The organism is Methylovirgula sp. (assembly GCF_037200945.1).
Taxonomy (GTDB): Bacteria; Pseudomonadota; Alphaproteobacteria; order Rhizobiales; family Beijerinckiaceae; genus Methylovirgula.
Genome location: NZ_JBBCGP010000001.1, coordinates 2,384,514 through 2,408,927 on the forward strand (window position 1 = coordinate 2,384,514; position 24,414 = coordinate 2,408,927).

Annotated in this window: 27 protein-coding genes; 18 read left to right on the top strand and 9 right to left on the bottom strand. The window is 58.9% G+C overall.

The features are described from left to right. Window positions 1-397: 397 nt before the first annotated feature. The 4 genes from WDN02_RS11680 to WDN02_RS11695 all read right to left on the bottom strand — a co-directional run bounded on the left by WDN02_RS11680 (window position 398) and on the right by WDN02_RS11695 (window position 4,148). Window positions 398-1,720, bottom strand: a complete 1,323-nt coding sequence (locus WDN02_RS11680; RefSeq protein WP_337293655.1) for an MFS transporter — start codon at window positions 1,718-1,720, stop codon at window positions 398-400. Between the two features lie 278 nt (window positions 1,721-1,998). Next, a complete protein-coding gene (locus tag WDN02_RS11685; RefSeq protein WP_337293656.1) occupies window positions 1,999-2,742 on the bottom strand; it encodes an SDR family oxidoreductase in 744 nt (247 codons plus the stop codon). 13 nt (window positions 2,743-2,755) lie between these two features. Next, complete coding sequence (locus WDN02_RS11690) at window positions 2,756-3,799, bottom strand: aromatic ring-hydroxylating dioxygenase subunit alpha (RefSeq protein ID WP_337293657.1); 1,044 nt, start codon at window positions 3,797-3,799, stop codon at window positions 2,756-2,758. A 55-nt stretch (window positions 3,800-3,854) separates the two neighbouring features. Further along, the gene (locus WDN02_RS11695; protein ID WP_337293658.1) at window positions 3,855-4,148 is read right to left on the bottom strand and encodes a recombinase-like helix-turn-helix domain-containing protein; all 294 of its coding nucleotides are present in this window, start codon (window positions 4,146-4,148) and stop codon (window positions 3,855-3,857) included. A gap of 90 nt (window positions 4,149-4,238) precedes the next feature. Here WDN02_RS11695 and WDN02_RS11700 point away from each other — a divergent pair, with 90 nt between their 5' ends. The 3 genes from WDN02_RS11700 to WDN02_RS11710 are packed head-to-tail and all read left to right on the top strand — an operon-like array spanning window position 4,239 to window position 6,715. After that, window positions 4,239-4,880 carry a pentapeptide repeat-containing protein gene (locus WDN02_RS11700; protein WP_337293659.1) on the top strand — a complete coding sequence of 214 codons (642 nt, stop codon included), beginning with the start codon at window positions 4,239-4,241 and terminating at the stop codon, window positions 4,878-4,880. A gap of 15 nt (window positions 4,881-4,895) precedes the next feature. Beyond that, window positions 4,896-6,269, top strand: coding sequence for an FAD-dependent oxidoreductase (locus tag WDN02_RS11705; protein WP_337293660.1), 1,374 nt, complete (start codon window positions 4,896-4,898; stop codon window positions 6,267-6,269). Then, window positions 6,266-6,715 carry a flavodoxin family protein gene (locus WDN02_RS11710; protein WP_337293661.1) on the top strand — a complete coding sequence of 150 codons (450 nt, stop codon included), beginning with the start codon at window positions 6,266-6,268 and terminating at the stop codon, window positions 6,713-6,715. The genes WDN02_RS11705 and WDN02_RS11710 overlap by 4 nt, the downstream gene beginning before the upstream one ends. Here WDN02_RS11710 and WDN02_RS11715 read toward each other — a convergent pair. Then, the gene (locus WDN02_RS11715) at window positions 6,672-7,520 is read right to left on the bottom strand and encodes a GntR family transcriptional regulator (RefSeq protein WP_337293662.1); all 849 of its coding nucleotides are present in this window, start codon (window positions 7,518-7,520) and stop codon (window positions 6,672-6,674) included. The genes WDN02_RS11710 and WDN02_RS11715 overlap by 44 nt on opposite strands. Before the next feature lie 201 nt (window positions 7,521-7,721). On the opposite strand from WDN02_RS11715, the gene WDN02_RS11720 reads away from it, so the two are divergent. From WDN02_RS11720 to WDN02_RS11740, 5 genes are read left to right on the top strand one after another with little or no spacing between them, the layout of a single operon-like run. Beyond that, window positions 7,722-8,735 carry a dihydrodipicolinate synthase family protein gene (locus tag WDN02_RS11720; RefSeq protein WP_337293663.1) on the top strand — a complete coding sequence of 338 codons (1,014 nt, stop codon included), beginning with the start codon at window positions 7,722-7,724 and terminating at the stop codon, window positions 8,733-8,735. A 6-nt stretch (window positions 8,736-8,741) separates the two neighbouring features. After that, the gene (locus WDN02_RS11725) at window positions 8,742-9,713 is read left to right on the top strand and encodes an ornithine cyclodeaminase family protein (protein ID WP_337293664.1); all 972 of its coding nucleotides are present in this window, start codon (window positions 8,742-8,744) and stop codon (window positions 9,711-9,713) included. A 6-nt stretch (window positions 9,714-9,719) separates the two neighbouring features. Next, complete coding sequence (locus tag WDN02_RS11730; RefSeq protein ID WP_337293665.1) at window positions 9,720-10,046, top strand: carboxymuconolactone decarboxylase family protein; 327 nt, start codon at window positions 9,720-9,722, stop codon at window positions 10,044-10,046. After that, window positions 10,043-10,297, top strand: a complete 255-nt coding sequence (locus tag WDN02_RS11735; protein WP_337293666.1) for a hypothetical protein — start codon at window positions 10,043-10,045, stop codon at window positions 10,295-10,297. Before WDN02_RS11730 ends, WDN02_RS11735 begins: the two co-directional genes overlap by 4 nt. A 1-nt stretch (window position 10,298) precedes the next feature. Continuing rightward, the gene (locus tag WDN02_RS11740) at window positions 10,299-11,156 is read left to right on the top strand and encodes a hypothetical protein (protein WP_337293667.1); all 858 of its coding nucleotides are present in this window, start codon (window positions 10,299-10,301) and stop codon (window positions 11,154-11,156) included. 256 nt (window positions 11,157-11,412) lie between these two features. On the opposite strand, the gene WDN02_RS11745 is transcribed toward WDN02_RS11740, so the two are convergent. After that, complete coding sequence (locus WDN02_RS11745) at window positions 11,413-12,129, bottom strand: GntR family transcriptional regulator (RefSeq protein ID WP_337293668.1); 717 nt, start codon at window positions 12,127-12,129, stop codon at window positions 11,413-11,415. A 313-nt stretch (window positions 12,130-12,442) separates the two neighbouring features. Here WDN02_RS11745 and WDN02_RS11750 point away from each other — a divergent pair, with 313 nt between their 5' ends. The 10 genes from WDN02_RS11750 to WDN02_RS11795 all read left to right on the top strand — a co-directional run bounded on the left by WDN02_RS11750 (window position 12,443) and on the right by WDN02_RS11795 (window position 22,186). Then, window positions 12,443-13,096, top strand: a complete 654-nt coding sequence (locus WDN02_RS11750) for a cysteine hydrolase (RefSeq protein WP_337293669.1) — start codon at window positions 12,443-12,445, stop codon at window positions 13,094-13,096. 76 nt (window positions 13,097-13,172) lie between these two features. Then, window positions 13,173-14,033 carry a branched-chain amino acid ABC transporter permease gene (locus WDN02_RS11755; protein WP_337293670.1) on the top strand — a complete coding sequence of 287 codons (861 nt, stop codon included), beginning with the start codon at window positions 13,173-13,175 and terminating at the stop codon, window positions 14,031-14,033. An 83-nt stretch (window positions 14,034-14,116) separates the two neighbouring features. Further along, the gene (locus WDN02_RS11760) at window positions 14,117-15,022 is read left to right on the top strand and encodes a branched-chain amino acid ABC transporter permease (protein ID WP_337293671.1); all 906 of its coding nucleotides are present in this window, start codon (window positions 14,117-14,119) and stop codon (window positions 15,020-15,022) included. Next, window positions 15,023-16,285 carry an ABC transporter substrate-binding protein gene (locus WDN02_RS11765; RefSeq protein WP_337293672.1) on the top strand — a complete coding sequence of 421 codons (1,263 nt, stop codon included), beginning with the start codon at window positions 15,023-15,025 and terminating at the stop codon, window positions 16,283-16,285. A 27-nt stretch (window positions 16,286-16,312) separates the two neighbouring features. Then, on the top strand, window positions 16,313-17,071 hold the full coding sequence (locus WDN02_RS11770) for an ABC transporter ATP-binding protein (protein ID WP_337293673.1): 759 nt from the start codon (window positions 16,313-16,315) through the stop codon (window positions 17,069-17,071). Next, window positions 17,064-17,768, top strand: coding sequence for an ABC transporter ATP-binding protein (locus WDN02_RS11775; protein ID WP_337293674.1), 705 nt, complete (start codon window positions 17,064-17,066; stop codon window positions 17,766-17,768). The genes WDN02_RS11770 and WDN02_RS11775 overlap by 8 nt, the downstream gene beginning before the upstream one ends. Window positions 17,769-17,791: 23 nt before the next feature. Continuing rightward, window positions 17,792-19,294 (top strand): aldehyde dehydrogenase, encoded by a 1,503-nt coding sequence (locus WDN02_RS11780; RefSeq protein WP_337293675.1) that lies wholly within the window; start codon window positions 17,792-17,794, stop codon window positions 19,292-19,294. Further along, window positions 19,294-20,283 (top strand): amidohydrolase family protein, encoded by a 990-nt coding sequence (locus WDN02_RS11785; RefSeq protein WP_337293676.1) that lies wholly within the window; start codon window positions 19,294-19,296, stop codon window positions 20,281-20,283. Before WDN02_RS11780 ends, WDN02_RS11785 begins: the two co-directional genes overlap by 1 nt. 16 nt (window positions 20,284-20,299) lie before the next feature. Beyond that, window positions 20,300-21,190 (top strand): polysaccharide deacetylase family protein, encoded by an 891-nt coding sequence (locus WDN02_RS11790; RefSeq protein WP_337293677.1) that lies wholly within the window; start codon window positions 20,300-20,302, stop codon window positions 21,188-21,190. Window positions 21,191-21,199: 9 nt separating this feature from the next. Beyond that, window positions 21,200-22,186 carry an asparaginase gene (locus WDN02_RS11795; RefSeq protein ID WP_337293678.1) on the top strand — a complete coding sequence of 329 codons (987 nt, stop codon included), beginning with the start codon at window positions 21,200-21,202 and terminating at the stop codon, window positions 22,184-22,186. 301 nt (window positions 22,187-22,487) lie between these two features. Here the strand turns inward: WDN02_RS11795 and WDN02_RS11800 are convergent, their stop codons facing one another. From WDN02_RS11800 to WDN02_RS11810, 3 genes are all read right to left on the bottom strand, one after another. Next, window positions 22,488-23,276, bottom strand: a complete 789-nt coding sequence (locus WDN02_RS11800; RefSeq protein WP_337293679.1) for a sensor histidine kinase — start codon at window positions 23,274-23,276, stop codon at window positions 22,488-22,490. 426 nt (window positions 23,277-23,702) lie between these two features. Next, complete coding sequence (locus tag WDN02_RS11805) at window positions 23,703-23,867, bottom strand: DUF3309 family protein (RefSeq protein WP_337293680.1); 165 nt, start codon at window positions 23,865-23,867, stop codon at window positions 23,703-23,705. A 231-nt stretch (window positions 23,868-24,098) separates the two neighbouring features. After that, window positions 24,099-24,407, bottom strand: coding sequence for a hypothetical protein (locus WDN02_RS11810; RefSeq protein WP_337293681.1), 309 nt, complete (start codon window positions 24,405-24,407; stop codon window positions 24,099-24,101). Between the last annotated feature and the right edge of the window lie 7 nt (window positions 24,408-24,414).

Genomic DNA, 24,414 nt, shown 5'->3' on the forward strand with positions numbered 1-24,414 from the left:
CCGAAATGGCCACGTCTGAAACTTGATGCTGACGTCGCCAGGCGTCATGGGCTCGCGCTTGAAAGCGCTGGCGTCGAGGACATCGAGGACTTGATATAATATCGTGCGGAATCTCGCACGCTCAAACAAATCACACTCCATCACTAGGCGGACATTTTAGTTCACGCCCCGTCCGCTTGGCGAGCCCGCCAAGATCGCCGAGCCGTCCTCTTTCGGATCAATTTCTCGTTCGTCATCATGCTCGCGATCATCGCGGCCGCCTCGCGCCCAATGTTCTTGGCGGCAGATCGTTGAGCGCAACCCTTCCGCACGATCAACCAGATCGTAGAAAGCCATCGCCCGACGCTGCGGGATATGGCGAAGAGATTGCCGTCGGCGAATCAGCTTTTGCGTCCCCTCACTCTGCGGTCAGTATTGGATCGGCGGTTGTAACCAGCGTTTCTCTCGGTATCGGAATCGGCCGCCCTTTCAGCATCAAAGCGAAAACGGCCGTGAAGGCGCCGAAGGCCGCGAGCGTCAGCAGACTTCCCGAAAACCCATGCGTATGCGTGCGCACCCAGCCGATCAAGAACGGCCCCACGAAGCCGCCGGCGCTGCCGATGCTATTGATGATCGCAAATCCGGTCGCCGCAGCAGGGCCGGCCACGAGATCGCCTGCATAGGCCCAGATCAGGCCGAACGTGCTCCAGATGCCGATTGCCGCGATACAGATCGCAATAAAGGCATAGACAGGTTCGGGCGCAAAGGCCGCCGCCGTATAGCCTACGGCAGCCAACGCCGCGCCAGCAAAGAGATGCCAGCGACGCTCGCCCGTTTGATCGGAATGCCGCCCCCAGATGATCATTCCCACGCCGCCAAGCGCGTAGGGAATTGCCGAGAGAAGCCCGACCTCCATATTCGAAATATGGCCAAAGCTCTTGATGATTTGCGGTAGCCAGAAGACCGTTCCGAAGTTGACGCAAATGCAGAAGAAAGTGAAAACCGACGCAAGTAGAATGCGGCGATCGGTTAAACCTTGCCACATGGAGGAGGGACCGTGCGCCTGTTTCGCGTCGCTTTCCCGCGCGATAGCGTTGTTCAAAGTGTCTCGCTCAGGGCCGGTCAGCCATTTCGCTTCGGAGGGTGTCTCTGGCAGCGTCGCAAGCGTCACGAGACCGAAGATGACGGCAGGGATACCTTCGACGACGAACATCAATTGCCATCCCTTCAGCCCCAGCACGCCGTTGAACGACATCAGCCAGGTCGAGAGCGGCGCGCCGATGACATAGGCGATTGCTGTCGTCGCCATAAGGACAGAGAGCGTGGTGCCCCGCGCGCGGCCGGGAATCCAACGTGCGAGATAGAACATCACGCCCGGCAGCAACCCGGCTTCAGCGACGCCGAGCAGGAAGCGCAGCGAATAAAGCGAAGCCCCGCCTGAAACCCAGGCCATGGCGATGGCGACGAGGCCCCAGGTGATCATGATGCGGCCAAGCCATTTCCGAGCTCCGATTTTGGCGAGCGCGATATTGCTCGGGATCTCGAAGAGGAAATAGCCGACGAAGAAAATACCCGCGGCAAAGCCGTAGGCGCTGGGCCCGAGCCCGAGATCTTTGTTCATCTGCAAGGCCGCGTAGCTGATATTCGCGCGGTCGAGCAGGCTGATGAAGAAAAGCAGCATGATGAAGGGGACAAGCCGCTTCAACACTTTCGAAAACACTTGATCAGCCGAAACCGACATTTGATATCCCCCTTCGTCACCTTGGCATTCTCATTTTGTCAGACAATGCAATCGCAGTGCCGTTCTGGCCAAGTATCTACGCGAAGAGAGCAATCGGATGAGGGGCGCGTATCTGCCTTTTAATAACTGGAAAAGCCGCGCCCAAAGCCTGTGCTTTTCGCCTAATTGTCAGACAATATGACTTTGGTTTGTCGTGCCGGCAACAGGAATTATTCGCGGGGCACGGGAAACCAGAGAGGTCCCACTGACGTTCGGATATGAGTCAGAAACTGCGCGGGTCAGTTGAAGGTGAAGCCGGCGTCCGTAGCGATGACTTGCCCCGTCAGCGGCAGCGCATGCGGCGTCAGCATGAAAGCAACGATATCGACGATATCTTCGGGAAACTGCGGGCCGGGAACGGCACGCCGCGTCTCATATTCCCGGTGCCGTTCGGCCGGCACATAGTCGGTTGCCTCATTTTTCATAATGCCCGGCGCGAGCGCCACCACGCCGATGCCACGCGGACCGAATTCACGCGCCATCGAGCGCGTCATGGAAATCACCGCGCCCTTGCTTGTAACATAAGCAAGCAGCCGTGGCGGTCCCCACAAGGCTGTGTCGCTCGCCATGTTGACGATCCGTGCACCTTCCGGCAGGAGGGGAGACAGAGCGCGCGTCATCAGCCATGTGCCGCGCACGTTGACGCGCATGACGCGATCCCAAAGCTCGATATCGATATCTTCGAGTTTCGCGCCGCCGACATTGGTGGCGATTGCGGCATTGTTCACGAGTCCATGAACCGTGCCTTCATTCGCCGCGATGTCACGGCCGAATGAAGCAATGGACTCTGGATCGCCAAGATCGACGGGGATAAATCGTGTCGCTACGCCATCCGCCGTCAGGCGCGCTGCCGTTTCCAGTCCTTGCTTCTCAAGAATATCGCCGAGGATCAGCGTTGCGCCATGGCGGCCGCAAGCGATGGCAATGTCCCGTCCGAGGCCACGCGCGGCTCCGGTGACGACAACGGTCTTTCCGTTCAGCATCTAATTATTCCAATCAGCCGGCGGCTTGCAGGGCGGCGCGATCCTCATGTTCGATCTGTGCCTTGGCGCGACTGAGAAGAATCTTGCGCAGGCGCGAAACGCCGATGTCGTGCTGATAGAGCATTTCACGCTTCCGCGCATCCGCGGGCATGTCGGAGAGCATCTCGCGGTCCTGCTCAAGCACATACCAGTGCCGTGGTTCGAATTTTGCCCGGTAGAGAAAGCGCCAAGCTTCGCGCGCGACGCCAGACACCTTGCGCGTGCGCCAGAAGAATATACGGCAATTATTTTCGTCGACCGGCGTCAGGAAAGTGAGAATCCGCATGGGCCCTCCGGGACCGCCAGCCTGCGGATAGGGAATATCGAGCCGGCAATAGAACGCCGACTTATCGGTCACGACTTCGGTCCAGTCGAAATTCGTGCCACGCTGACCGACGCGGCCGATGATGAACCCGTCTTCCGTCTCCTCGATCTGCATCAAATCCTGCTTGGCGCCATAGGCCAAAGTGAACGTGCCTGCATGCAGATAGCAGCCGTGCATCGGGTCCGCGATATTGTCGACCGCGTAACGATAATTGCAGGCCCAAGGTGCCGTCACGAGGAAGCGTTCGTAGTCGTCGCTTTCCAATTCGTAGGGCAGTTCGAGTTCATCCGGCTCGGGTTTCTCCAGACTCGGGAAATAAGCGAAGATCGCGTCGCAAGCTTCGCGCACGACGAAGCTCCTGGCCGCCTTGCGCCCTTCGAGCGAACATTCCGGCATGGCCGGCACCTGAATAATGCGGCCGTCGCCGTCGAGCGAGACGCCGTGGTAGCGGCAGGCGATTTGCGTGCCGAGGACTTCGCCGCGTGAGAGGCGCGCGCCACGGTGTGGGCAGTAATCTTCTAGGCAGTGAACGCCATCCGAGCCGCGCCACAGAACCAGACGCCGGCCTAATACCTTTATCGGCAGCGTCTTGCCGATTGGAACATCGGCGCTTTTGGCGACGACATACCATTGTCCGAGCAGGCCTTGATTGAGGCGCTCCTCAACGCGTTGTTTGAAATCGGGCTCAGCCATGTCCGTCCCTTTGCGTCTTCGACTTCCAGATGCGGCAAGCCGACCCTTATGTTCGTCAGCTTTGGTCGGGCTCGACCGGGCCGCGCGCGAGATAAGCCGCGTCGAGCGATGCGTTGATCGCGGCGAGTTCGGATTCCAGTACATCGAGCGACCAGGGGCCGGGGGAGCCGGAGGGCCGCGCCACGCTTTTTGCGCCGAGCACGCGCACGGCTTCGTCCATATCGTGGCCGATGGTTTTGAATGTCGCCTCGAGCGTGTCTGCGAGCGCCTCTTCGAGAGGCGTCAACGGTCGGGCAAGAGCTTGTTTAGCCAGACGAGCATGTACGTCCTGCAGCGCGGAGGATGTCATTTTTAACGCCCCATATTGTCAGACAATAATGAGCGGCCTTATACAAAACTGTCAAGCGGGTAACAAATACGCCAAGCGGGGACGAGCGGGATGACGGAAGATTTGATAGCTGCGTTGCTGACCCCGACAGCACGGGGCGAGGTGCGAGACCTCGCGGGAACGGTATTTGAAGAGCCGGTCGATCTGTCCGGCCGCCAAATAGGAAACGTCGATCTTTCTCGCGCCATTTTCGCCGCACCAGTCCTAGCACGGGACGCCGTCTTTACCGGTTTAGCGTGGTTGCGTGGCGCGATCTTCAAAAGTTCAGTGGATTTCTCCTCTGCAATTTTTTGCAGCGACGCGCGTTTCGACTCTGCCGTTTTCACGGGCGAAGCCAATTTTTCAGGCGTGGAATACAGGGGGATTGCAGCTTTCGACCACGCTGTTTTTGCCGACGCTGCCTTTCTCGACAGAATGGTTTGTCTCGCCAATCTCTCCTTTGACGGTGCCACATTCGACTCCGCGTTGACGTTGCAGGACACAGAATGCCTCGGCGGATTTTGGGCGAACGGCACGGCGTTCGGCCGGCGCACGGATGTTACAGGCCTCGAAATTTACGGACGCGTGTGGATGCGCGGCGCAAAATTATCGTCCGGCGAGGCGATGCCGCAAAGCCTCATGGCAGCGATGCGGCGAAGCGGGGCCGCATATTTCGCGGACAACATAGCGAGTCGGGCGTTTGACATTGTCTGACAAAATGGCAATTTATTGAGCGAACGCGTCGGCCGTTCATTGGGAAGGGCGCGAAGTCTGACCGCAGGTATCGAGATCATGGGGTCTGAAAGCCGTCCTCGCGTGCCGCATATCGCCATTGTCGGTGCTGGGCCGTCCGGCCTGTTTGCCGCGCAGAATTTGCGCCGGCTTGTGGCCGACGCGGCTATCGATGTTTTCGACCGTCTGCCGGTTCCTTTCGGGCTTATCAGATATGGCGTGGCGGCGGATCATCAGGGCGTCAAAGCTGTTACGCGTCAATTCGAGCGGCTATTCGAGCGCGAGGGCATCCGCTTCTTTGGCAATGTTCACGTCGGACGCGACATCACGGTCGAGGAACTGACGGAGTTCTACGATGTTGCGTTGCTGGCCGCGGGTCTTGCGGGCGACCGCCGGCTTGGCATCGAAGGGGAATCACTTCCGGGTGTTTTGCGCGCGGGGCCGCTCACCCGCTGGCTCAATAGCCACCCGGACGAGGCTGTTTTCTGCCCGCAGCTTGGCGCGCGCGTTGTCATCATTGGCAACGGCAATGTCGCTCTCGACATTGCGCGGCTACTATTGAAGACACCGCAGGAATTATCCGGCTCGGACCTGCATTCCGATCGCATCGCATATCTACTGAACGAAGGCGTTCGCGATGTCGAGATCGTTGGCCGGGGAGGGCCGGGGAGCGCGCGGTTCGATCCGGCAATGCTCAAGCAATTGGCGTCGCTTGGCGCAATACGAATTTCCGTCGACTGGCCAGCGCAAGGGCAGGTGACATTTGAGCCAGAGGATTCTCGTGCTGCGGCCAATATCGCAGCTCTCCAAGCCATTGACGGCCATGGGCACGAGACTGCGCCGTGCAGGCTGCGTTTCCGCTTCAATCTCGTGACCATGGCGATCGAAGGCACTGGCCACGTGACGGGTGTTCGCTTCGACGCCGGCGGCGTTCTGCAACGCATCCCCGCCGATTCTGTCGTCACCGCCATCGGCTTCGCGCCGGATGAAAATATTCCCATGCACTTACCGCGCGGGGCGGGGGGCGCAGTCGAGTCGTTCAGGCTGCCGCGCGTTTTCACGACCGGCTGGTTTGGCCGCGGTCCGCGCGGCACTATTGTGGAAAATCGCCTCGATGCTCGCGCTGTCACTGAGTCGATCGCAGCCCAGATTATGCGGGGGGAAATCCTACCCGGCGGCCGCAACGGCGGGGAAGGCGCATTGGCTTTGCTGGCCGAACGGCAGGTACGGCATGTCGATTATGCCGGGTGGTTGCGGATCCGCGATGTGGAGGAAAGCGCGCGAACCGCCGACCTTGTCCGCCAGAAAATCAGCGATTTGACCTCCATGATGACGCTGGCCGCCGCGTCTCAGCTGCTTGACGCCGAATGATGAAAATTTCGATTTTATTCGCCACGGAAACCGGAAACGCCGAGACGCTTGCCGACGATCTGCGTGATGAACTCGCAAGTCATCATCATGTCTCCACGGCGAGCCTTACCAATTTCAGCACAGCGGTCGGAAACGCCGATCTTTTGCTGCTTTTGATTTCAACCTATGGCGACGGCGAGGTCCCTGCGATGGCAAAGTGTTTTGTTGCGGCGCTCGACGCCGGAGACGTTCCCGTCGCGGGGAAACGGTTCGCCATATTCGGCCTCGGCGACAAGAATTACGGCCCGACCTTCGGTCGGGGGAGCGGTCTGGTTGAAGAGCGGCTGATTGCGAAAGGTGCGCTGATCATTGGCGAGCGGGAGGTGCATGATGCCTCCGGCCCGGAGTTCATGGACGATCAGGCTAAGCGCTGGTGCTCGCGCGTGTTGCGGACGCTCGCCCTTTAGCGCGCTGCGTTTGTGGCTTGTGTACGGGCGGCTTGGCGCGCTGCACGATTTGGACGGCCCTTTCCGGCTTGGCTGCATCTTCGATCGCCGGCTTCTTACGCTCCGCGATGAGGATGATCTGTTTCGCCGCGGCGCAGACGGAGGCGATGTGCCGCTTGACGGCGAACCGCGCATCGTTGGGGCTTTTGTTGCGTGCCGCGGCGACGATTGCCTCGATCTCCTCGGCGTAGAGGAGACTCCAGCCTTGATTGAGCAGCGATTGCGCGCGCAGGAACATCAGGCGCGAGACCAGACCGATGATCATTTCGTGCCGCATCCGGTTTTGACTTCGTGAGTGAATAAAATTGAAAAACCGGTTGGTTGCTTCCATCTGCGCCAGTGGCTGTCCGGCTTCGATGCCGCGCCGTAGCTTGCCGACGCATGTCTCAAGCTCTTTCAAGTCCTGGGCGTTGCAGCGTTCGGCGAAACGGTAAACGGCTTCGCCCGTCAGCATCGCCCAGATATCATGAATCTCCTCGATTTCCTTGATGCCGAGCCGCGCGACAAAGGCGCCACGATTTGGAATCAATTCGAAAAGACGTTCGGACTCGAGAATGCGGAAGCCTTCGCGCAGCGTCGCGCGGCTTACATCATATTGTTCACAGAGTTCGATTTCCTTGAGCTTTTGCCCGGGACGCAGGTCACCACGAAGCACCGCAATGCGTAGCTTGCGGACGAGCTGCTCCGCGACCGAAGGCGTCGCCGAGCCACCTCCAAAGGCAGAGCCGTCGATATATCCGTCCACGTAGGCGTCCTTATGGGGCATGCGTCTGCCTCCACTATCTCAACGCGGCCGATGATCGCCGCGCGACTCGTTTGAGCCTTCATCGCGATAGCATTCCGTGCCCGCCATGCAAGATTTTTGTCGGACGATAAACAACCAAAGCAGGTCGGCTCAGGGCTCGCTTCGGTTGACAGACAAAAATTGTCAGACAATAATCGTCTGACAATACGGGCGGAGATTTTCATGAGCTATTCGCGTTCCGAGGCCAAAGCATGGGCGAAGGAGAACTGGCGCGGCGCGTGCAACGTCGTCATGCCGAGCTTCACGTCCGATCTTAAGACGCTGAACGAGGCCGGCATCCGTCACGACGTCCGGCGCAATATTGAGCTTGGCTTCTGGGGCGCGCTGCTTGTCTCCGAATGCGGCACGACCTTCGACGAATATCGCCGCTTCATGGAGATCGCGATCGACGAGGCCAAGGGCCGCCATCACCTTCTGGTGCATGGCACGTTCGACACGCGCGAGGAAATCATCGAAGCGGCCAAGGCCGGCGAGGAACTGGGCGCTTCGGGGCTTTTGCTCGGTCATCCGAATTCATTTTACCCGGAGACGGAAGACGAGCTTTACGCGCATATCGCCAAAGTCTCCGCACACACCGATCTGGCAGTCTCGCTATTCGTCACATCGCAGATGAACCTCGGGCGGCTGCATACGAGCGGCTATCCGCCGAATGTCCTCGTGCGCGCCGCTGATATCGAGAACGTGGTGGCGGTGAAATACGAGGTCGGACGACCCGGCATCGCAGGCGACCTTGAGGTCTGGAAGCTACTTCGCGACAAGAACATTCTCTTCTCCGACCCGCTCGAGGCGCATTCGCCGCTGACCGTCGAAATGTTCGGCATGCAGTGGATGGGGACCAGCAATTACGAATATTGGGGCAGCGCCGTGCCGCAATATTTCGACCTTCTGCTGAAGGGCGAATATGAAAAGGCGATGGAAATTTATTGGCGGATCAACCCGGCGCGCCAGGCGCGCGTCGCGGTGCAGGCCACGGTCGTCGGCGGCAATTTCATCCACCGCTACCTTTGGAAATATCAGGGCTGGCTGCAGGGCTATAATGGCGGCCGCATCCGCCAGCCGGCGATGAAGCTGACCGACGCACAGATGCGTCAGGTACGCGAGGGGCTCGTGAAGTCGGGCTTCGATATCGCCGATGAAAGCCCCGCCGATTTTTACCGCAGCCGCAACCCGGATTGACGTCCCGTGACTTTGCTCCTTTGCCACGAGGACGTTATCGCCTCCGTCACTATGACGGAGGCGATTTCTGCGATGGAGGCCGCGTTCCGCGAGGAAGCGGATGGTGCGGTGATCCTGCCGCAACGGACGAATATGAGCGTTGGCAAGGGCTGGCTGCGCGTCGGTCCGGTCGCCATGCCTACCTCGGGCTGGATGGGGTTCAAGGCGATGAACCTGGTGCCCGGCATCGGGCTTCGCTATCAGGTTCATCTCTATTCGGTCGAAAGTGGCGAATTGCTCGCGATCATGGATGCGCAATATCTCACGACATTGCGCACCGGTGCGACAAGCGCGGTCGCAACGCGGCTGATGGCGCGCCCCGGTCAGTTTCATGTCGCTTTGCTCGGGTCCGGCGTCGAGGCCCGGGCACAACTCGAGGCGATGCAGGCGGCGGGGAGGGTTTGCTCCGCGACGGTCTTCAGCCCGACCGAAGCCAATCGCAATGCGCTCGCCGAGGATTTCCGCGCGCGCCATGGTATGGAGATCAAGGCCGTCGCAAGCGCACAAGAGGCGATCGAAGGTGCCGAGCTTGTTCTTGCCGCCGTCAAATCGCGCGAACCCGTTCTGCTCGGCGAATGGCTGAAGCCCGGAATGCATGTCAATTCGGTCGGCACGGCGCGGCGCGACCAACGCGAGATCGATGTCGCCGTGTTCGGGCGCAGCGCGCGGATCGCAGTCGATACCGATGCGGGCGTCTTCGGCGAGGCGGGTGATGCCGTCGTCGCCGCCCCGTCGCTTGACCGGACAAAGGTGCATGAATTGCACGCCCTTGCCTCGGGGCTGGTGACCGGCCGGACGAACGATGACGAGATCACGCTGTTCAAATCCGTTGGCACGGGCATCCAGGATATCGCGCTTGCCGCGGTGATCTATGCCAACGCGCGCGCCAAAGGACTTGGCACCGATCTCGACGCCTTTCCTTATTTGAAAAAGAACTGAGGCCTCATGAAAAAGCCCACCCCGGTCGAATATCTGCGCACCATCAGCGCAAACTCCGCAGATGCGTTTCAGGCGTTGCGTGCCGCGGTCGTGAAATCCGGCCCGCTCGATTCGCATACAGTTGAGCTGATCGTGCTTGGCGGACTCGTAACCGCCGGCAGCGAACGCAGTTTCCGCACGCACGCGCTGCGCCTTCTGAAGGATAAGGTCGATCCGCAGGCCCTGCGCCAGGCCGTCCTCGTTACACTCGCGGCGTCGGCAAGTTTCAACCAGGTCGTCTCGGCACTCGAGTGGGTTGATGACGTCATTCGCGAGGTCGAGCAGGCTGCATGAGCATTTATGCGCTGCAGAAGACGATCCGCGAGATCAACCGCAATCACGAGATGCGGGAGCGCTTTATGGCCACGCCGCAGGACGCGCTGGCGGACTTTGATCTCACCAGTGAAGAGCGCGATGCGCTCATCGCCCGCGATTACCGCGCGCTTTACCGCATCGGCGTTCACGGACTTATCCTGCGGCCGTTCTCGATCATCAACGGCGTCTCGGAAGCGGATTATCTAAGCGCCATCTGCGAGGAGCCTTGAGATGACGATCGCTTTCGCTGCGGCCGTCGGCCACGCGCCCGGAATGGTCGCCTGGGCCGATGCAGCCCCGCCTGCTCAGAAAGATGCGCTTTATGCGGCGCTGGACTGCCTGCGGCGCGATCTGGCGGCCGCGCGCGTCGATGAAATCATCTTGTTCACCTCCGAACATTGGGCCAACTTTTTCCTCGATCACATTTCAGCCTTTTGCGTGGGGCGGGGCGCGACGTTCGACGGCCCTATTGAGCCGTGGCTCAAATTGGCGGGCGTCAAAATCCTCGGCGATCCGGATCTCGCGACCACGATCGTCGAGAGCTGCTACGAGAAGGGGATCGAGCCGGGCTATGCCTATGAGCTGGCCTTCGACCACGGCACAATGATCCCGCTGCATTTCCTGCGTCCAGAGATGGATCTGCCCGTCGTGCCGATCTTCTTCAATACACTAGCATCGCCGCAACCCTCGGCGCGCCGCTGTCTAGAACTCGGCAAGATCGTCGGCGATATCGCGCGACGCTCGGACAAACGGATCGCGCTCGTCGCGACCGGCGGTATGTCGCACGATCCAGGCGAGCGGCGGCATGGTTGGATCGATGAGGCCTTCGATCAGCGTTTCCTGAATGAGATGGCGTCGGGAGATCTGGAGAAACTTGCACACTACACAACGGACGATTTTTTAGCGGCGGGCGCTGGCGCCGTCGAACTGCTTGGCTGGGTCGCGCTTGCCGGGGCGCTCGGTGCCTATACCAGCGAGATCGTCGCCTATGAAGCCGTCAAACCTTGGGCAACAGGAATCGGCTTGATGTCTTTTGTGCCGGCGGAGCCGCTCACAATACCTGCCATGACTGATTGGCCGTCGGTATAGTTGCTGACCGGCTTCGATGTCAGACGTTATGGGCCCGCGGCCATCACATTGTAGGAGCTCGGGAGGCGTTTGCGGCGCCTTAGTCGCCTCATTGGCAGCGAGATCTCTGACAACATCAAGCCTCGCCACCGAGACGCCGCTTCCATCTTCACCCACCAGGGCCGCCGGCCGGCTTTGCCCCGGGAATGGAAATTCGATTATCTCATACAGCCATATTACCTAGGTAAAGTCGGCTAAATAAATCACCGGGCCACTCTTAGGCGAGCCTTAATGCCTGGTGGATCGCTGCAGGCGATGACAAGGAACGGATCAGCGAGGATTTGACGCTGGCGACATGGTCCCGCATCAACATTTCGGCGCGCCAAGGCTCGCGGCCAACGATCGCTTCAAATATTCGGTGATGATCGTCATGACGGCGACGCACATCGCCCTCTTCGAACGCGACGACATTACGTGGCGATGAAACGGGCACCTGCTGACACAGGTAAACCATGTCGCTCAGAAGCCTTGATCCCGCCGACGAAAGAATGGTTTCGTGGAAACTGGCATTGATGCCACTGTATTGCGCCCGATGTTCATTCGTGACGTGACCGCTGGAAATCATTTCATCGCCGTCATGCAGCGATTGACGAAGAATTGCGAGTTCGCTCGCATCCAGGCCTCGTTCGGCGCCTTGTCGCGCAGCAAGACCCTCAAGCACAGCGCGCACTTCGTAGGCATTGATGATTTCGCCAGTTGGAAATTCACGCAATGTGTAGCCGCGGTTCGGCGTGTAATCGAGCAGGCCTTCCGACGCGAGTTTCTGAAGGGCTGCCCGGACCGGGGTGCGCGATACCCCCAATAGACTGGTCAGTTTGATTTCGTGCAAGCGTTCGCCGGGGTCGAACTGGCCAGCCATGATTGCGGCACGCAATGCCTCAACGACCGATTCTGATCTGGTGGATAAGACCTCGCCCGCGCGCCTATCGCTCATAACGCTTCCGAATCGAGAGACCCAATTTGTATACATTATATACAGTGGGGGCAGTCCAGGACAAGCTGGCACGCCGCACTTGTATATGTGACTAGTATTCGAGCGCCCTGTGTATATTTTACCCGCCCTCCGCCTAATTGTTCCGCAATATTGTATACATTTATTTTGACTGATTGTCTGAATGTATTGCAGATTAAGCATCGGGTAACGAACTCGGGGCGGTCATGACCAGCGCTATGAGGGAAGGGGGCGGCGGGGTTGCACGCGGTGCGCCCTGCGAGAGTCCGATTGTCGGAAACCCGGAGGCTCTCCCATGAATTTCGGTGTCGATCATCCCAAGGCGGCCGTCATCGCGATTGACCTGCATCGGGGTCATCTCGACATGGACGTCGCGACCATGCCGACCTCACCTCAGATCGCGAGACAGGTGATCGTTGCCAACAAGCGTCTGTTCGATTGGGCGCGGTCCAAAAATATCCCGATCATTCATCTGCTCACGCAGTACCGCGACGAAGCGGAAATCATCTGCAATCCATTTTGGCGTACGCGCGCCGAGGATCCGAAGGCGACTCGCAAGAATGTCCTGCGCCACAATATCGCGGGTATGCCCGGCGTTACGATCATGCCGGAATTGTACGATCGTACACGCGACCTCGTGGTCGATACGAAGAAACGCTACGACTGTTTCATTGGCACCGACCTTGAATTCACGCTGCGAGCGCATGGGATCAATACGCTGCTCGTAACCGGCGTGAACACAAACTCCTGTGTCCTGGCAACCGTAACCGCCGCCAATGTCCGGGATTTCGCGGTGATTGTCGTGAAAGACTGTGTGGAAACCATGGACGGCACCGAGCTGCATGATGCCGGCCTGCTCTGTATCAAGACCGCGTTTGGTCTCGTGATCGACACAGGTGAGATTCAACAGCTCGGTATCTTCGCGTCAGCTGGCAAGGATGCAGCATGAAGTTACCGACGCATCCGTCATCCGATCCGGCGACAAAGGCCGCGCCATCGAACACGCTGAACAGTGATGTTCCAGCATGATGGGAATCAATCTCTTCCAGATTTTGAATGGCCTGACCTTTGCGGCGCTTTTGTTCATCGTCGCATCCGGTTTCACGCTGATCTTCGGGCTTCTGCGCATCGTCAACCTGGCGCATGGCGCGCTTTATCTGCTCGGCGGCTTGATCGGATATTCAATCGCGCAAGCAACTGGTAGTTTTATTCTCGCCGTGCTGGGCGCCATGGCCGCAGTGGCCCTGCTTGGTGCTGCGCTCGACAGAGGGTTGCTGCGTTTTGTCCACGGCGCCGAATTGCGACAGGTTCTGCTGACGCTGGGCGTGGCTTTTATCCTAGACGATCTTGGGCTCGTGATCTGGGGCGGTGACACGTTCTCAGTGCCCGTTCCAGAGGCGCTGCGCGGCGCAATGCACATAGGCAATTTTTTCTATCCGAAATACCGCATCTTTGTGCTGGCGCTCGGCATCGTTGTCTTCGCCGCGTTATGGCTTCTCCTGAATAAGACCCGCCTTGGCGCGCTGATACGTGCCGGCGTCGATGATCCTGAAATGGTCGAGGCGATGGGCATCAATATCCGCCGCGTCTTCCTCGGAACTTTTATGCTTGGCGCAGCGCTCGCAGGACTTGGCGGCGTCGTCGGCGGCGCCTTTCTTACGCTCTACCCGAGCGCCGATGCCGAGATTCTCGTTTTCTCGCTCGCGGTCGTGATCATTGGGGGACGCGGCAGCCTCTGGGGTGCTGCTCTAGGCGCCGTGCTGGTCGGTCTCCTGAACGCGATCGGCCAGGTGATATTCCCCGAACTTTCCTATTTCGTCATTTTCGGACCGATGGCGCTGCTGCTCGCGTTTCGCCCGCTCGGCCTCTTCGGGAGGACCGCGTGACGCCAACGCAGATGAACGCCGTATCGGCAGGGCAGGGGGTTCGCGCACATAAGTTGCGTACAACAATATGGATCGCCTCGGTCTTGGCAGTTCTTGCCGCGTTACCGCTCGTCCTATCAAGCTATCAGACCTCGATCGCAACGCAGGTTCTGATTTTCAGCGTGCTTGCGATGTCGATCGACATTCTCGCCGGCTATGCTGGCCGCACCTCGGTTGGTCATGGCGCCATCTTCGGCGTTTCAACCTATGTCGCGATCTATTGGACGTCTTCGATAGGCGGCGATCTCTGGGTTGGGGTCGCGCTTGGAATCCTTGCGGCAGCCGCGCTTTCGGCAGTTTTTGGCCTGCTCGCGGTCCGGACGTCCGGCGTCTATTTTCTCCTGCTGACGCTCGCCCTCGGCATGATCGTCTGGGGTGTGTGCTTGCGATGGACGGGCATCACCGGTGGTGAGAACGGTCTGCGTGGTATTGGTCGTCCTGACTTCATCGCCGACGATAAGAACTTCTATTACGCTGTCTTGATCGTCGTCTCGCTTTCGACTTTCGTGATGTGGCGATTCGTTCATTCGCCCTTCGGCCTGGCGTTGCGCGGCATCCGCGACTCAGAGAGTCGCATGCGCAGCCTCGGCTACAATGTCCCACTGCATGTGTTCCTGGCGTTCCTGATGTCCGGTTTGTTCGCGGGAATAGCCGGCGCCCTCTATATGCTCTTCAACAACTTCGTCAGTCCGTCGACGGTTGAACTGTCGCAATCAGTTTCCGGACTTTTAATGGCGGTCACGGGCGGTGTCGGCACGCTCTTCGGGTCATTCGTGGGCGCGGCGGCGATCATCGTTCTTGAAAACGTCGTCAGCAGCTTCACGGCGCGTTGGCCGACAATCCTCGGTCTCACCTTCGTTCTCATTATGATTTTCGCGCCGGAAGGCGTGGTCGGCCGTGCGCGCGTCCTGCTCGCTCGCTGGGGTTCAAGACGCTCGTTGGAAGGATAAATGATGGATCGCAGAAGCTTTCTTAAGACGACGGGTCTCACACTTGCCGCGGGCACTGGTGTTCTATCGGCGCCTTTCATTGCGCGCGCACAGAGTGCGCCGATTCGCATCGGCCTGATGGCGCCGCAAACCGGTGTGGTCGCCGCCGGCGGCCGTGAGATTATCAATGGTTTTACGTTGTTCTGGGACAGCGTCGGCAACGAGGCAGGCGGACGAAAGGTTGAGATCATCATCGAAGACGATGCCTCTAACCCCGACACGGCCTTGCAGAAGGCACGCCGGCTGGTTGAACAGGCGAACGTTGATTTCCTCTTCGGCAATCTCCTGGCGAACACCGGCCTTGCCGTTGCGAATTATGTGAAGGGCAACGGAACGCCCTATTTCATCCCCGTCATCGCCGCCGACGACCTGACGCAGCGAAGGCGGATCAAGAACGTGATTCGGGCCGGCGGGTACAGCGCCAGCCAATTCTCGCGTCCGCTGGCCGATTGGGCGCTCAAGCAGGGCTACAAGAAAGTCGCGATGATCTCGCAGGATTACACGTTCGGCCACGAGCAATGCGGCGGATTTTCGCAGACTTTCACCGAAGGCGGCGGCGCGATTGTGGGGCAGTTCTGGCATCCGCTGAACACGTCGGATTTCAGCCCCTATCTTGGGCAGGTCGCAACGCTTCAGCCCGATGCCGTGTTCGCGATGGAAACCGGGGCAGATTCTGCACGTCTGATCCAGCAGTACGCGAGCTTCGGTCTGAAGGGGCAAATTCCGCTACTTGGCTCACAGAATGCGGCGGACCAGTCCGTTATCCGCACGATGGGCTCTGAGTGCGAAGGCATCGTCACGTCGGCGCATTTCGCGGAGGGTGCCGATCTGCCGGCGACGCGGGCCTTCGTGAAGACTTATTCCGACAAATTCGGAAAGATCCCGTCGCTTTATGCTTTTTCGCATTATGTCGGTGCGATGTGGGTGGCGAAAGCGATCAACACGATCGGCGGCAAGGTCGCGGATCGCGATCTCTTTATCGATACGGTGCTTAAGACCGATCTACCCAACAGTCCACTCGGCAGGCCCGTGCGGTTCGACCAATACGGCAACCCGATCTACGACGTATTCATCCGAAAAGTCGTCAAAAATAACGAGGGCAAATATTGGAACGTGCCGATCGAGACCTATCCGCAGGTCTCGCAGTTCTGGAAATATGATCCGGTGACCTACATGAAACAGCCGCCGTACTCCCGTGATTTTCAAGGCATCAAGAAGGCCTGATCGGGGTCTCTAGATACGAGCGTGCGTGTGTCAGATATTATCCTCAAACTTGATCATGTCGGTGTCCGGTTCGACGCGTTGAAAGCCGTCGATGACGTATCGTTGCGCATCAACCGCGGTGAACGGCGTGCGATCATCGGCCCGAACGGGGCCGGGAAAACGACGTTATTCAATGCCATCACCGGCGTCGTGCGGCCGACTTCGGGACGAATCGAATTCGACGATCGCGACATTACGCAATTGCCACCACATCGCCGCGCCGCTTGTGGCATCAGCCGTACATTCCAGATCACAAATCTGTTTCCAAGCCTGACTGTACGGCAAAACATGGAGCTTGCTCTTCGTGGGCTTAAAGCGCGCAAATTCTCATTCTTCGGAACGAGCGAACTTACGAACAACGAGTATACGCAGGCCGAGCGTGCGCTCGGCTTATCGCGGTTGGGTTCGCGCGCTGGCGCCTTGGTGAGCGAACTTTCTTACGGCGAACAGCGGCAACTCGAAATGGCTATGGCGCTCGCGCCTGGTCCTCGCCTGCTTCTTCTGGACGAGCCCGCCGCCGGCCTGTCGCCCGCCGAACGCGTGATTGTCACTGATGTCATCCGTGCGTTGCCCGCGGAGATCACAATCGTGCTGATCGAGCATGATATGGATCTGGTACTGTCGCTCGTCGATTGGGTCACATGCCTGAACAATGGACAGTTCCTCGCGGACGGTGCTCCGGCCGAGATCCGAGAGAATGCCGATATCCAGAACGTCTATCTCGGCAGGCCCCGTCACCATGCTTGAGATTCATGACCTTCAGAGCTTTTACGGTGAGGCCCATGTCGTTCAGGGGGCCTCGCTCACCGTCCGCGATCACGAAGTCGTGGCGCTGCTCGGCCGCAACGGGATGGGCAAGACGAGCCTCATCCGCTCGATAATGGGCCTTTCCGCGCCATGCGTGCGCGGCGGCAGTGTCACCTGGAAGGGTGAAAGCTTGACCGGTCTCAGGCCGCACGACATCGCCCACCATAAGATCGCGCTTGTGCCTCAGGGACGGCGGCTATTTCCCTCGCTCACCGTCACCGAACACCTGACAATGATCAAGCCGATCCGCGTCAAAGAGGGATGGACAGTCGAACGCATCTTCGGATTGTTTCCACGCCTCGCGGAACGCCGCAACAATAGGGGCAATCAATTGTCTGGCGGGGAGCGTCAGATGCTCGCTGTCGGGCGCGCTCTGATGATCGATCCGGAACTGATCTTGATGGATGAGCCATCGGAAGGGCTCGCGCCGGTCATGGTGCAACATCTCGGGGACATCATCATGCAACTCAAACATGATGGCATAGCGATCCTTCTGGTCGAGCAAAATCTCTACAGCGCCCTTGCCGTCGCGGATCGCGCGTATGTGCTTGAGACCGGCAAGGTGGTCTACGAAGCCCAAGCCTCCGAGCTCGTCGATGATCCGCGGTCACTCGTGCGCTTTCTCGGCGTGCATTAATTTCATCAATGTCAGGACGAAACATGCTCAATCAGAACGCTCCGTTCGGGCTCTACATCAATGGCCAATTCAGACCAAGTTCGAGCGGTGGTACAATTCCGGTCGAGAATCCAAAGGACGGCCGCATCATAGCCCATGTCGCGGAGGGCGAAGCGGCGGATATCGACGCGGCCATCGACGCCGCTGAAGAGGCGGGGAAGATCTGGGCCGCGACCCCCGGAGCCGTGCGCGGCGACATCATGCATCGCGCCGCAGAGCTTCTGGCCGCCCGCCTCAATGATCTGGTGACGATCGAGGTTGACCAGATCGGCCGGCCGCGCCGGGAGATGAGCGCCCAATTGGGCCGTCTGCCCGAATGGTTTCGCTATTTTGGCGCGATTGCTCGAACGCACGAAGATACTGTTCCGCCGTTCGGCGGGAACTTCCTGAATTATACGCGACGCGTGCCGCTCGGCGTCGTCGGCCATGTTACGCCGTGGAATCATCCGTTACTGATCCTGACAAAGAAAGTCGCGCCAGCCATGGCGGCCGGCAACACGATGGTGGTGAAGCCGAGTGAGCTTGCACCGATCACGCCGCTGCTGCTCGGCGACATCTTCAAGGAAGCGGGGGTCCCAGACGGGGTCTACAACGTTGTTCCCGGTTACGGCGCGACGGCCGGGCTTGCATTGTCGTCGAGTCCGCGTATTGCGAAGATTGATCTCACAGGCGGCACGGAGACCGGCAAAGCGGTGGCCGCGGTCGCAGGCCATAATTTGACGCGGGTGGCGGCGGAACTCGGCGGCAAAGCGTCTGTGGTGGTTTTCCCGGATACGCCGATCGATCGCTGCGTTGCGGCAACATTGTTTGCGTCGTTCATCGCGGCCGGCCAAACCTGTGTGCAGGGCGCGCGGCTCGTCGTGCATCGTTCGATTCATGACGAAGTGGTCGAAAAACTCGTGGCGCGCGCCACCGCCATCAAAATCGGTGATCCGCAGGACATGGCGACGCAGATGGGGCCGCTCGTCTCTGCGAAACAACGTGATGTCACTGAACGCTACGTGAAGATTGGTCTGGAGGAGGGTGCGACCCTGGCCGCCGGCGGCAGGCGTCCGGAAGGTGGCGCCTTCGACAACGGCTATTACTACACGCCCACGATTTTTACCGGCGTGACGAATGGCATGCGCATCGCGCAGGAGGAGATTTTCGGGCCGGTGGTCTGCGTTATTCCGTTCGAAACAGAGGAGGAGGCGATCGCCCTCGCGAATGGTACAGAATTCGGCCTCGCAACCTCGATCTGGACACGCGATCTGGCCCGTGCGCACCGCGTCGCCCACCGCCTGCAGAGCGGCATCACCTGGATCAACGATCATCACCGGATCGATCCATGCTCGCCATGGGGCGGATTCAAGATGAGCGGACTCGGACGCGAGAACGGCCTGGTCGCCTACGAAGAATACACGCAGATCCAAAACATCATCGTCAATCTGTCCGATGAAACATTCGATTGGTACGCCCGGGACGGCGTGGAAAAGCGCTACAGCTAATGCATATCGACATCCATAGTCACGTCATTCCCCAGCGTGTCGTTACGGCAATTGAGGCCGATCCGAAGCAGTTTCGGGCTCGGATCGAGGGTGACGGTGCCGCACGCAAAATGGTCCACGCTCAGGGCTATGTCTATCCGCTCTCCGCTGAGTTTCATCGCCCCGAGGCAAAGCTCGAAGCGATGGATCGCAAGGGCATCGATATTTCCGTGATCTCTCCGGCCCCGCCCATGTTCTGCTACTGGGCGGACGCGGATGCCGCGCTGGAACTTGCGGCTCTCGTCAACGATGGCGTCGCCGACATGGTTGCCACAAAGCCAAGCCGGCTCCGCGGCATGGCGATCGTCCCGATGCAGCATCCGGACGCCGCGGTCGCCGAATTGGAACGCGTGGTCAAGGCCTATAACTTCAAGGCTGTCGAGATCGGCACATCGATCGAAGGCGCTCAACTGGCAGAAGAGCGGTTCCGACCGCTCTTGCGGCGTGCATCGGAGCTTGGCGTGTTTGTCTTCGCGCATCCTTATTACGTCAGCGCCAAAGCGGGACTCGAAGCCTATTATCTCACCAACCTGATCGGCAATCCGCTCGACACGACAGTCATGCTCGCCAATCTGATGTTTTCCGGGCGGCTCGACGAACTGCCTGACCTGAAGCTCGTACTCGCGCATGGCGGAGGTTTCTTGCCCTACCAGATCGGTCGCCTGGTCCATGGGCATAAAGTTCGTGCCGAAGCAAAAAAGATAACAAGGTCGTCGCCGAAGGATCTGTTGAAACAGGTTTACTTCGATAGCCTCGTGTTCGAGCCACAGGCGTTGCGCTACCTGATCGATCTTGTCGGCGCGGATCACGTCTGCATCGGGACTGACGCCCCATTCGATATGGCCGACGACAATCCGAGGGCGACGATCGAATGCGTGCCGGGCATAAGTGAACAGGAATGCGCATGCGTACGCTGCGGCACCGCGCTGAAGCTGCTGCGCGAAACCTGACTGCAGGAGTGAAGAGATGACCGATATGATCGGCGGGAGCGTTCGCGGCCGGCTGCCTTACACACCAATTCACCACCGTCCCAAGCTCAAACTGCCCGGGGACGCCCGCGTGGCGGTCTGGACGATCGTCAATGTCGAGAACTGGAGCCCGAGCGGCGCGATGCCGCGCGCGGTCTTGCCGCCGCCAATGGGGCAGCCGCTATTGCCCGACGTCCCGAATTGGGCATGGCACGAATATGGTATGCGGGTGGGATTCTGGCGGTTCGTAGAAGCGCTCGGCACGCGTAACCTGAAGGCGACCTTCGCGATCAACGGGTCGGTCTGCGATCTTTATCCTGACGCGTGCGAGTCGGCGCGCGACGCGGGCTGGGATTTCATGGGTCACGGCTTTGTGCAAAAGCCGATGCACAAGGTGGGCGATCAGAAATCGGCGATCGCCGAGACGATTGAAGCCATCAAAAAATTCACCGGCAAGCCGCCGCGTGGCTGGGAAAGCCCCGGCCTGACTGAAACAGACCAGACGCTCGATCTCCTCGCCGAGGCCGGTATCGAATATGTGGCCGACTGGGTGCTTGATGATCAACCGGTTATGCTGAAAACGACCGCCGGAAACATCGTGTCTGTACCGTATACGGTCGAAATCAATGATGTCGTCATGAGTGCCGTTCAGCAGCGGCCGTCTGACGAAATCTACCGCCGCGGCCGGGATCAATTCGATCGGCTGTATCTGGATGGCGCCAAGGCACCGCGAGTCATGGCAATCTCGATCCATCCTTACCTGACCGGCGTGCCGCATCGGATCAAATATCTCGAAATGCTGTATGACTACATCCTCGGTCACGAGGGTGTCGTGATGTGGACCGGCGCGGAAATCCTCGACTGGTATCGCGCGCAGATAATTGTGTAGAAGGCGGCTATGACGTTACCGACCGTTTTGATGATCTCGCTGGGCGGAACCATCACCATGACGCGAAATGCGAGCGGCGGGATCGTGCCGACGCTCGATGCGAATGATCTCGTGTGCACGGTTCCGGGCCTCGATACCGTGGCGCAAATTGAGACGCTGTCGCCGTTTCGAAAGCCCGGTGCATCGCTGACGTTCGACGATCTTATGGCTGTCGCTACGCTGATCAACGCTCGGCTTGCGAGCGGCATTGCTGGCGCCGTCGTCATTCAGGGAACCGACACGATCGAAGAGACCGCCTTCGTGCTCGATCGCCTCGTCAGAGGGGATGCGCCTGTCGTCGTCACAGGCGCCATGCGTGGCGCCGAGGCGGCTGGCGCTGACGGTCCGGCCAATCTGCTTGCATCGGCGATAACGGCCGTCAGTCTGGACGCGCGTGGACGCGGCGTCCTGGTTGTCTTGAACGATGAAATTCACGCAGCGCGGTTCGTACAGAAGAGCCATACAGCGCTTCCTTCGGCGTTTCGTTCGCCCCTTTGCGGTCCGGTGGCTCTGGTCATCGAAGGGCGCGCATTATTTCAACTCGACCCGCGGCGCGCCCCCTCGCTTGAAGGAGAATGGTCGAATGAGGAGCGCCCGGTAGCGCTTCTCAAAATTGGGCTCGGTGATGATGGGCGACTTATTACAGCGTTGCCATCGCTGGGTTTCGCGGGCGTCGTGATCGAAGGAATGGGCGCGGGCCACGTGCCTGCGCATATTGCACCGCTGCTGGGAACAATTGCCGAGCAAATGCCAGTAGTCCTTGCCTCGCGCGCGGAGACCGGACCGTCGTTTACCCAGACCTATGCTTTTCCTGGCTCAGAGGTTGATCTCCTTGGACGTGGCTTGATATCGGCCGGGTCTTTAAGTGGGCTCAAAGCGAGATTGTTGCTCAGCCTACTCCTTCGTACGGGCCATCATGATCGCACGCAAATTCGTGCAGCCTTCGAGATGAACTGAAGTCGCCCGAGATATGGATTGAGCCAAGCCTTAAACAGCCTCCCGAGGTCGATGCGCCGGAGGTTTAGTGGCGCCCCATATCGGCTGAATCATCAGCCAAATCCGGTCGTCCCGAAGGCTTGCTTCCATGTCGGATCTGGCGCGCCAAATATTTCAATAGCTCAGCTGGCTTTGAACGATGGCCGGTGGCCCATCGGAGCAGATCGATTAACCGTCCGCGTCTGCCCAGGACAGCCCGCCAAAGCGCCACGACGGGCACACGCTCGCATCACGGTGGTGTCGCTGAGTGGGAGTGACCTCTTTAACCGGCGTTTCCGATAATCCCAATGCTCGGAACGCTGAAGGTAACAATAAAGCTTGCGCCGCGATCATCAGCGCCGGAGGTGATGCGCAACACGCCGTTGATCTGTTGAATCAGCGAAAGGACGATCTTCATCCCGAGTCCTTTGCTTTTCGTTGGGTCGAATTCGGCGGGCAATCCCGGCCCGCTATCCAACACCGAAATCGAATGACCCAAGGTTGGTGACGTTTCCAATCGAACGACGATATTGCTCTTGGCGTATTTTGCTGAATTGGTGACGAGCTCAGCGACGATGAACCCGAGTGGCGTTGCAAATAGTGTGGGTATCTCCAACTTCTCGCCTTCGACGCGGATGCCGCAATCGGTTTGCTCGTGCAGGAGGCTCGAAAGATCAGCACAGAGATGTTGAAGATACTGCTTAAATTCCACCTTCTCGCGATGATGAAGGGGATGCAAACGCCTGTGCACGCGTCCAAAGGCGGCTACACGCTGGCCTGCGGCGCGCAATTGTGCGGCGGCTTCCGGCGATGCCTGCCGGCTTTGCATGGACAGCAAACTGGTGACCAATTGCAGACTGTTAAAAAGACGGTGGTCGAACTCCAGCATCAACATGTCTTGGCGTTTTAGCAGTTCGCTCCTCTCGTGAAGCAATGCCGCTTCTCGATCGAGAGCCGCGCTCAGTTCGGCTTTCAGTGCATCAAGCTGCGTGTGCGCGCGGCGGGTGCTCCTGATCAGGGGCAACCAAGGGGATCGGAATTGGCCCTTTTGCGTGGAGGTCGTATCACTCATTGTGTCCACTCCGAATTTGTGGATCCGAGAAGTCAATTGGGAAGCGACTTGGCATGGCTTCTTCCAACGCGCGCCGCGTCGTCCCGAGCTTCACCATTGCACCGCAACGGAAGCTCGGGCTGGTCAAAAGTGCTCACAATGAAAGTGAATGAAGACATGGCTAACGTGCGCAAACCCGCCGCTTTGCGAGGCGCAACAGTGCTCAGCTTCCCGCGCGGCGGTCACTACACAAAAATGTTATGACGACGCGTCAACCCTAATGAAGCCACGCGCGTCTACAAGACGCGAACCGAGCACGCTATCTGGGGACGCTGCGAACGTCAGAAATGCGCTTGTAAATGCGGGTTTGAAATCGAAGGCGACACGGACCGCGCGTCAAAGCTGATGATTGCTGGAACAAGCATTAAATCGAAGTGCGATTACCATTCAGTAGAAACGTCCTTGTCCAAATATCGCGAATGCGACTAGAACCACGAGGATGACGCCGATGATCCCGAAACCGCCGTTGCCATAATACCCGCGATTGCGACCCCAATAGCCGGCGCCTCCGAAGACAAGAAAAAGAACGATGATAATAAGAAGTATGCTCATAGCGGCGCCTCTCTGAAGAGAGCAACTTGCGCCTCGATACGAAACGGAGCAGCCCACATTTATATAACGGACAGCTAGAGCGAAGGTTCCGCTTAAAGTTTCGTCAACGTATACTATATGCAGTTTTCGTTTGGATAGGATAGGCCGAAGAGTGTTCTATTTTGCTCAGACACATCTAGGCTAGATACGCGAATATGGGAATCTGAAAAGGATTCCCATATGAAAAAAGTTCTAGCGTTGTTCCTTATAGCCTTGGGTGTTTCGTACTTTGCGACACGTGCCATGGCAGATGCCGTGGTCGTGAGCCCAAACGGCGTTGGCATTGGCGGGCATCATCACGGCCATGATCGGCACCGGGGCGATGAAGGTATGCATCACGCCATGGGCCACGGCGGCCATGATGTCGATGACCATAGTCATCACGCTGATCGAGGCCACGACAAAAATCATGCCGAATAAGACCGGATAGATGTGCAGCAGCTTGGGAGCTGCTGCATGAACTCCAGCGCGGCGCCATTCGCCGCTCTGTTTGGAGGACAAAGCTTGT

What these genes read in the sequence shown, in the direction of transcription:
- WDN02_RS11680 (WP_337293655.1), bottom strand. Translation starts at nt 1,720, where the DNA reads ATGTCGGTTTCGGCTGATCAAGTGTTTTCGAAAGTGTTGAAGCGGCTT.
- WDN02_RS11685 (WP_337293656.1), bottom strand. Translation starts at nt 2,742, where the DNA reads ATGCTGAACGGAAAGACCGTTGTCGTCACCGGAGCCGCGCGTGGCCTC.
- WDN02_RS11690 (WP_337293657.1), bottom strand. Translation starts at nt 3,799, where the DNA reads ATGGCTGAGCCCGATTTCAAACAACGCGTTGAGGAGCGCCTCAATCAA.
- WDN02_RS11695 (WP_337293658.1), bottom strand. Translation starts at nt 4,148, where the DNA reads ATGACATCCTCCGCGCTGCAGGACGTACATGCTCGTCTGGCTAAACAA.
- WDN02_RS11700 (WP_337293659.1), top strand. Translation starts at nt 4,239, where the DNA reads ATGACGGAAGATTTGATAGCTGCGTTGCTGACCCCGACAGCACGGGGC.
- WDN02_RS11710 (WP_337293661.1), top strand. Translation starts at nt 6,266, where the DNA reads ATGATGAAAATTTCGATTTTATTCGCCACGGAAACCGGAAACGCCGAG.
- WDN02_RS11715 (WP_337293662.1), bottom strand. Translation starts at nt 7,520, where the DNA reads ATGCCCCATAAGGACGCCTACGTGGACGGATATATCGACGGCTCTGCC.
- WDN02_RS11720 (WP_337293663.1), top strand. Translation starts at nt 7,722, where the DNA reads ATGAGCTATTCGCGTTCCGAGGCCAAAGCATGGGCGAAGGAGAACTGG.
- WDN02_RS11730 (WP_337293665.1), top strand. Translation starts at nt 9,720, where the DNA reads ATGAAAAAGCCCACCCCGGTCGAATATCTGCGCACCATCAGCGCAAAC.
- WDN02_RS11735 (WP_337293666.1), top strand. Translation starts at nt 10,043, where the DNA reads ATGAGCATTTATGCGCTGCAGAAGACGATCCGCGAGATCAACCGCAAT.
- WDN02_RS11740 (WP_337293667.1), top strand. Translation starts at nt 10,299, where the DNA reads ATGACGATCGCTTTCGCTGCGGCCGTCGGCCACGCGCCCGGAATGGTC.
- WDN02_RS11745 (WP_337293668.1), bottom strand. Translation starts at nt 12,129, where the DNA reads ATGAGCGATAGGCGCGCGGGCGAGGTCTTATCCACCAGATCAGAATCG.
- WDN02_RS11750 (WP_337293669.1), top strand. Translation starts at nt 12,443, where the DNA reads ATGAATTTCGGTGTCGATCATCCCAAGGCGGCCGTCATCGCGATTGAC.
- WDN02_RS11755 (WP_337293670.1), top strand. Translation starts at nt 13,173, where the DNA reads ATGATGGGAATCAATCTCTTCCAGATTTTGAATGGCCTGACCTTTGCG.
- WDN02_RS11765 (WP_337293672.1), top strand. Translation starts at nt 15,023, where the DNA reads ATGATGGATCGCAGAAGCTTTCTTAAGACGACGGGTCTCACACTTGCC.
- WDN02_RS11775 (WP_337293674.1), top strand. Translation starts at nt 17,064, where the DNA reads ATGCTTGAGATTCATGACCTTCAGAGCTTTTACGGTGAGGCCCATGTC.
- WDN02_RS11780 (WP_337293675.1), top strand. Translation starts at nt 17,792, where the DNA reads ATGCTCAATCAGAACGCTCCGTTCGGGCTCTACATCAATGGCCAATTC.
- WDN02_RS11785 (WP_337293676.1), top strand. Translation starts at nt 19,294, where the DNA reads ATGCATATCGACATCCATAGTCACGTCATTCCCCAGCGTGTCGTTACG.
- WDN02_RS11790 (WP_337293677.1), top strand. Translation starts at nt 20,300, where the DNA reads ATGACCGATATGATCGGCGGGAGCGTTCGCGGCCGGCTGCCTTACACA.
- WDN02_RS11795 (WP_337293678.1), top strand. Translation starts at nt 21,200, where the DNA reads ATGACGTTACCGACCGTTTTGATGATCTCGCTGGGCGGAACCATCACC.
- WDN02_RS11800 (WP_337293679.1), bottom strand. Translation starts at nt 23,276, where the DNA reads ATGAGTGATACGACCTCCACGCAAAAGGGCCAATTCCGATCCCCTTGG.
- WDN02_RS11805 (WP_337293680.1), bottom strand. Translation starts at nt 23,867, where the DNA reads ATGAGCATACTTCTTATTATCATCGTTCTTTTTCTTGTCTTCGGAGGC.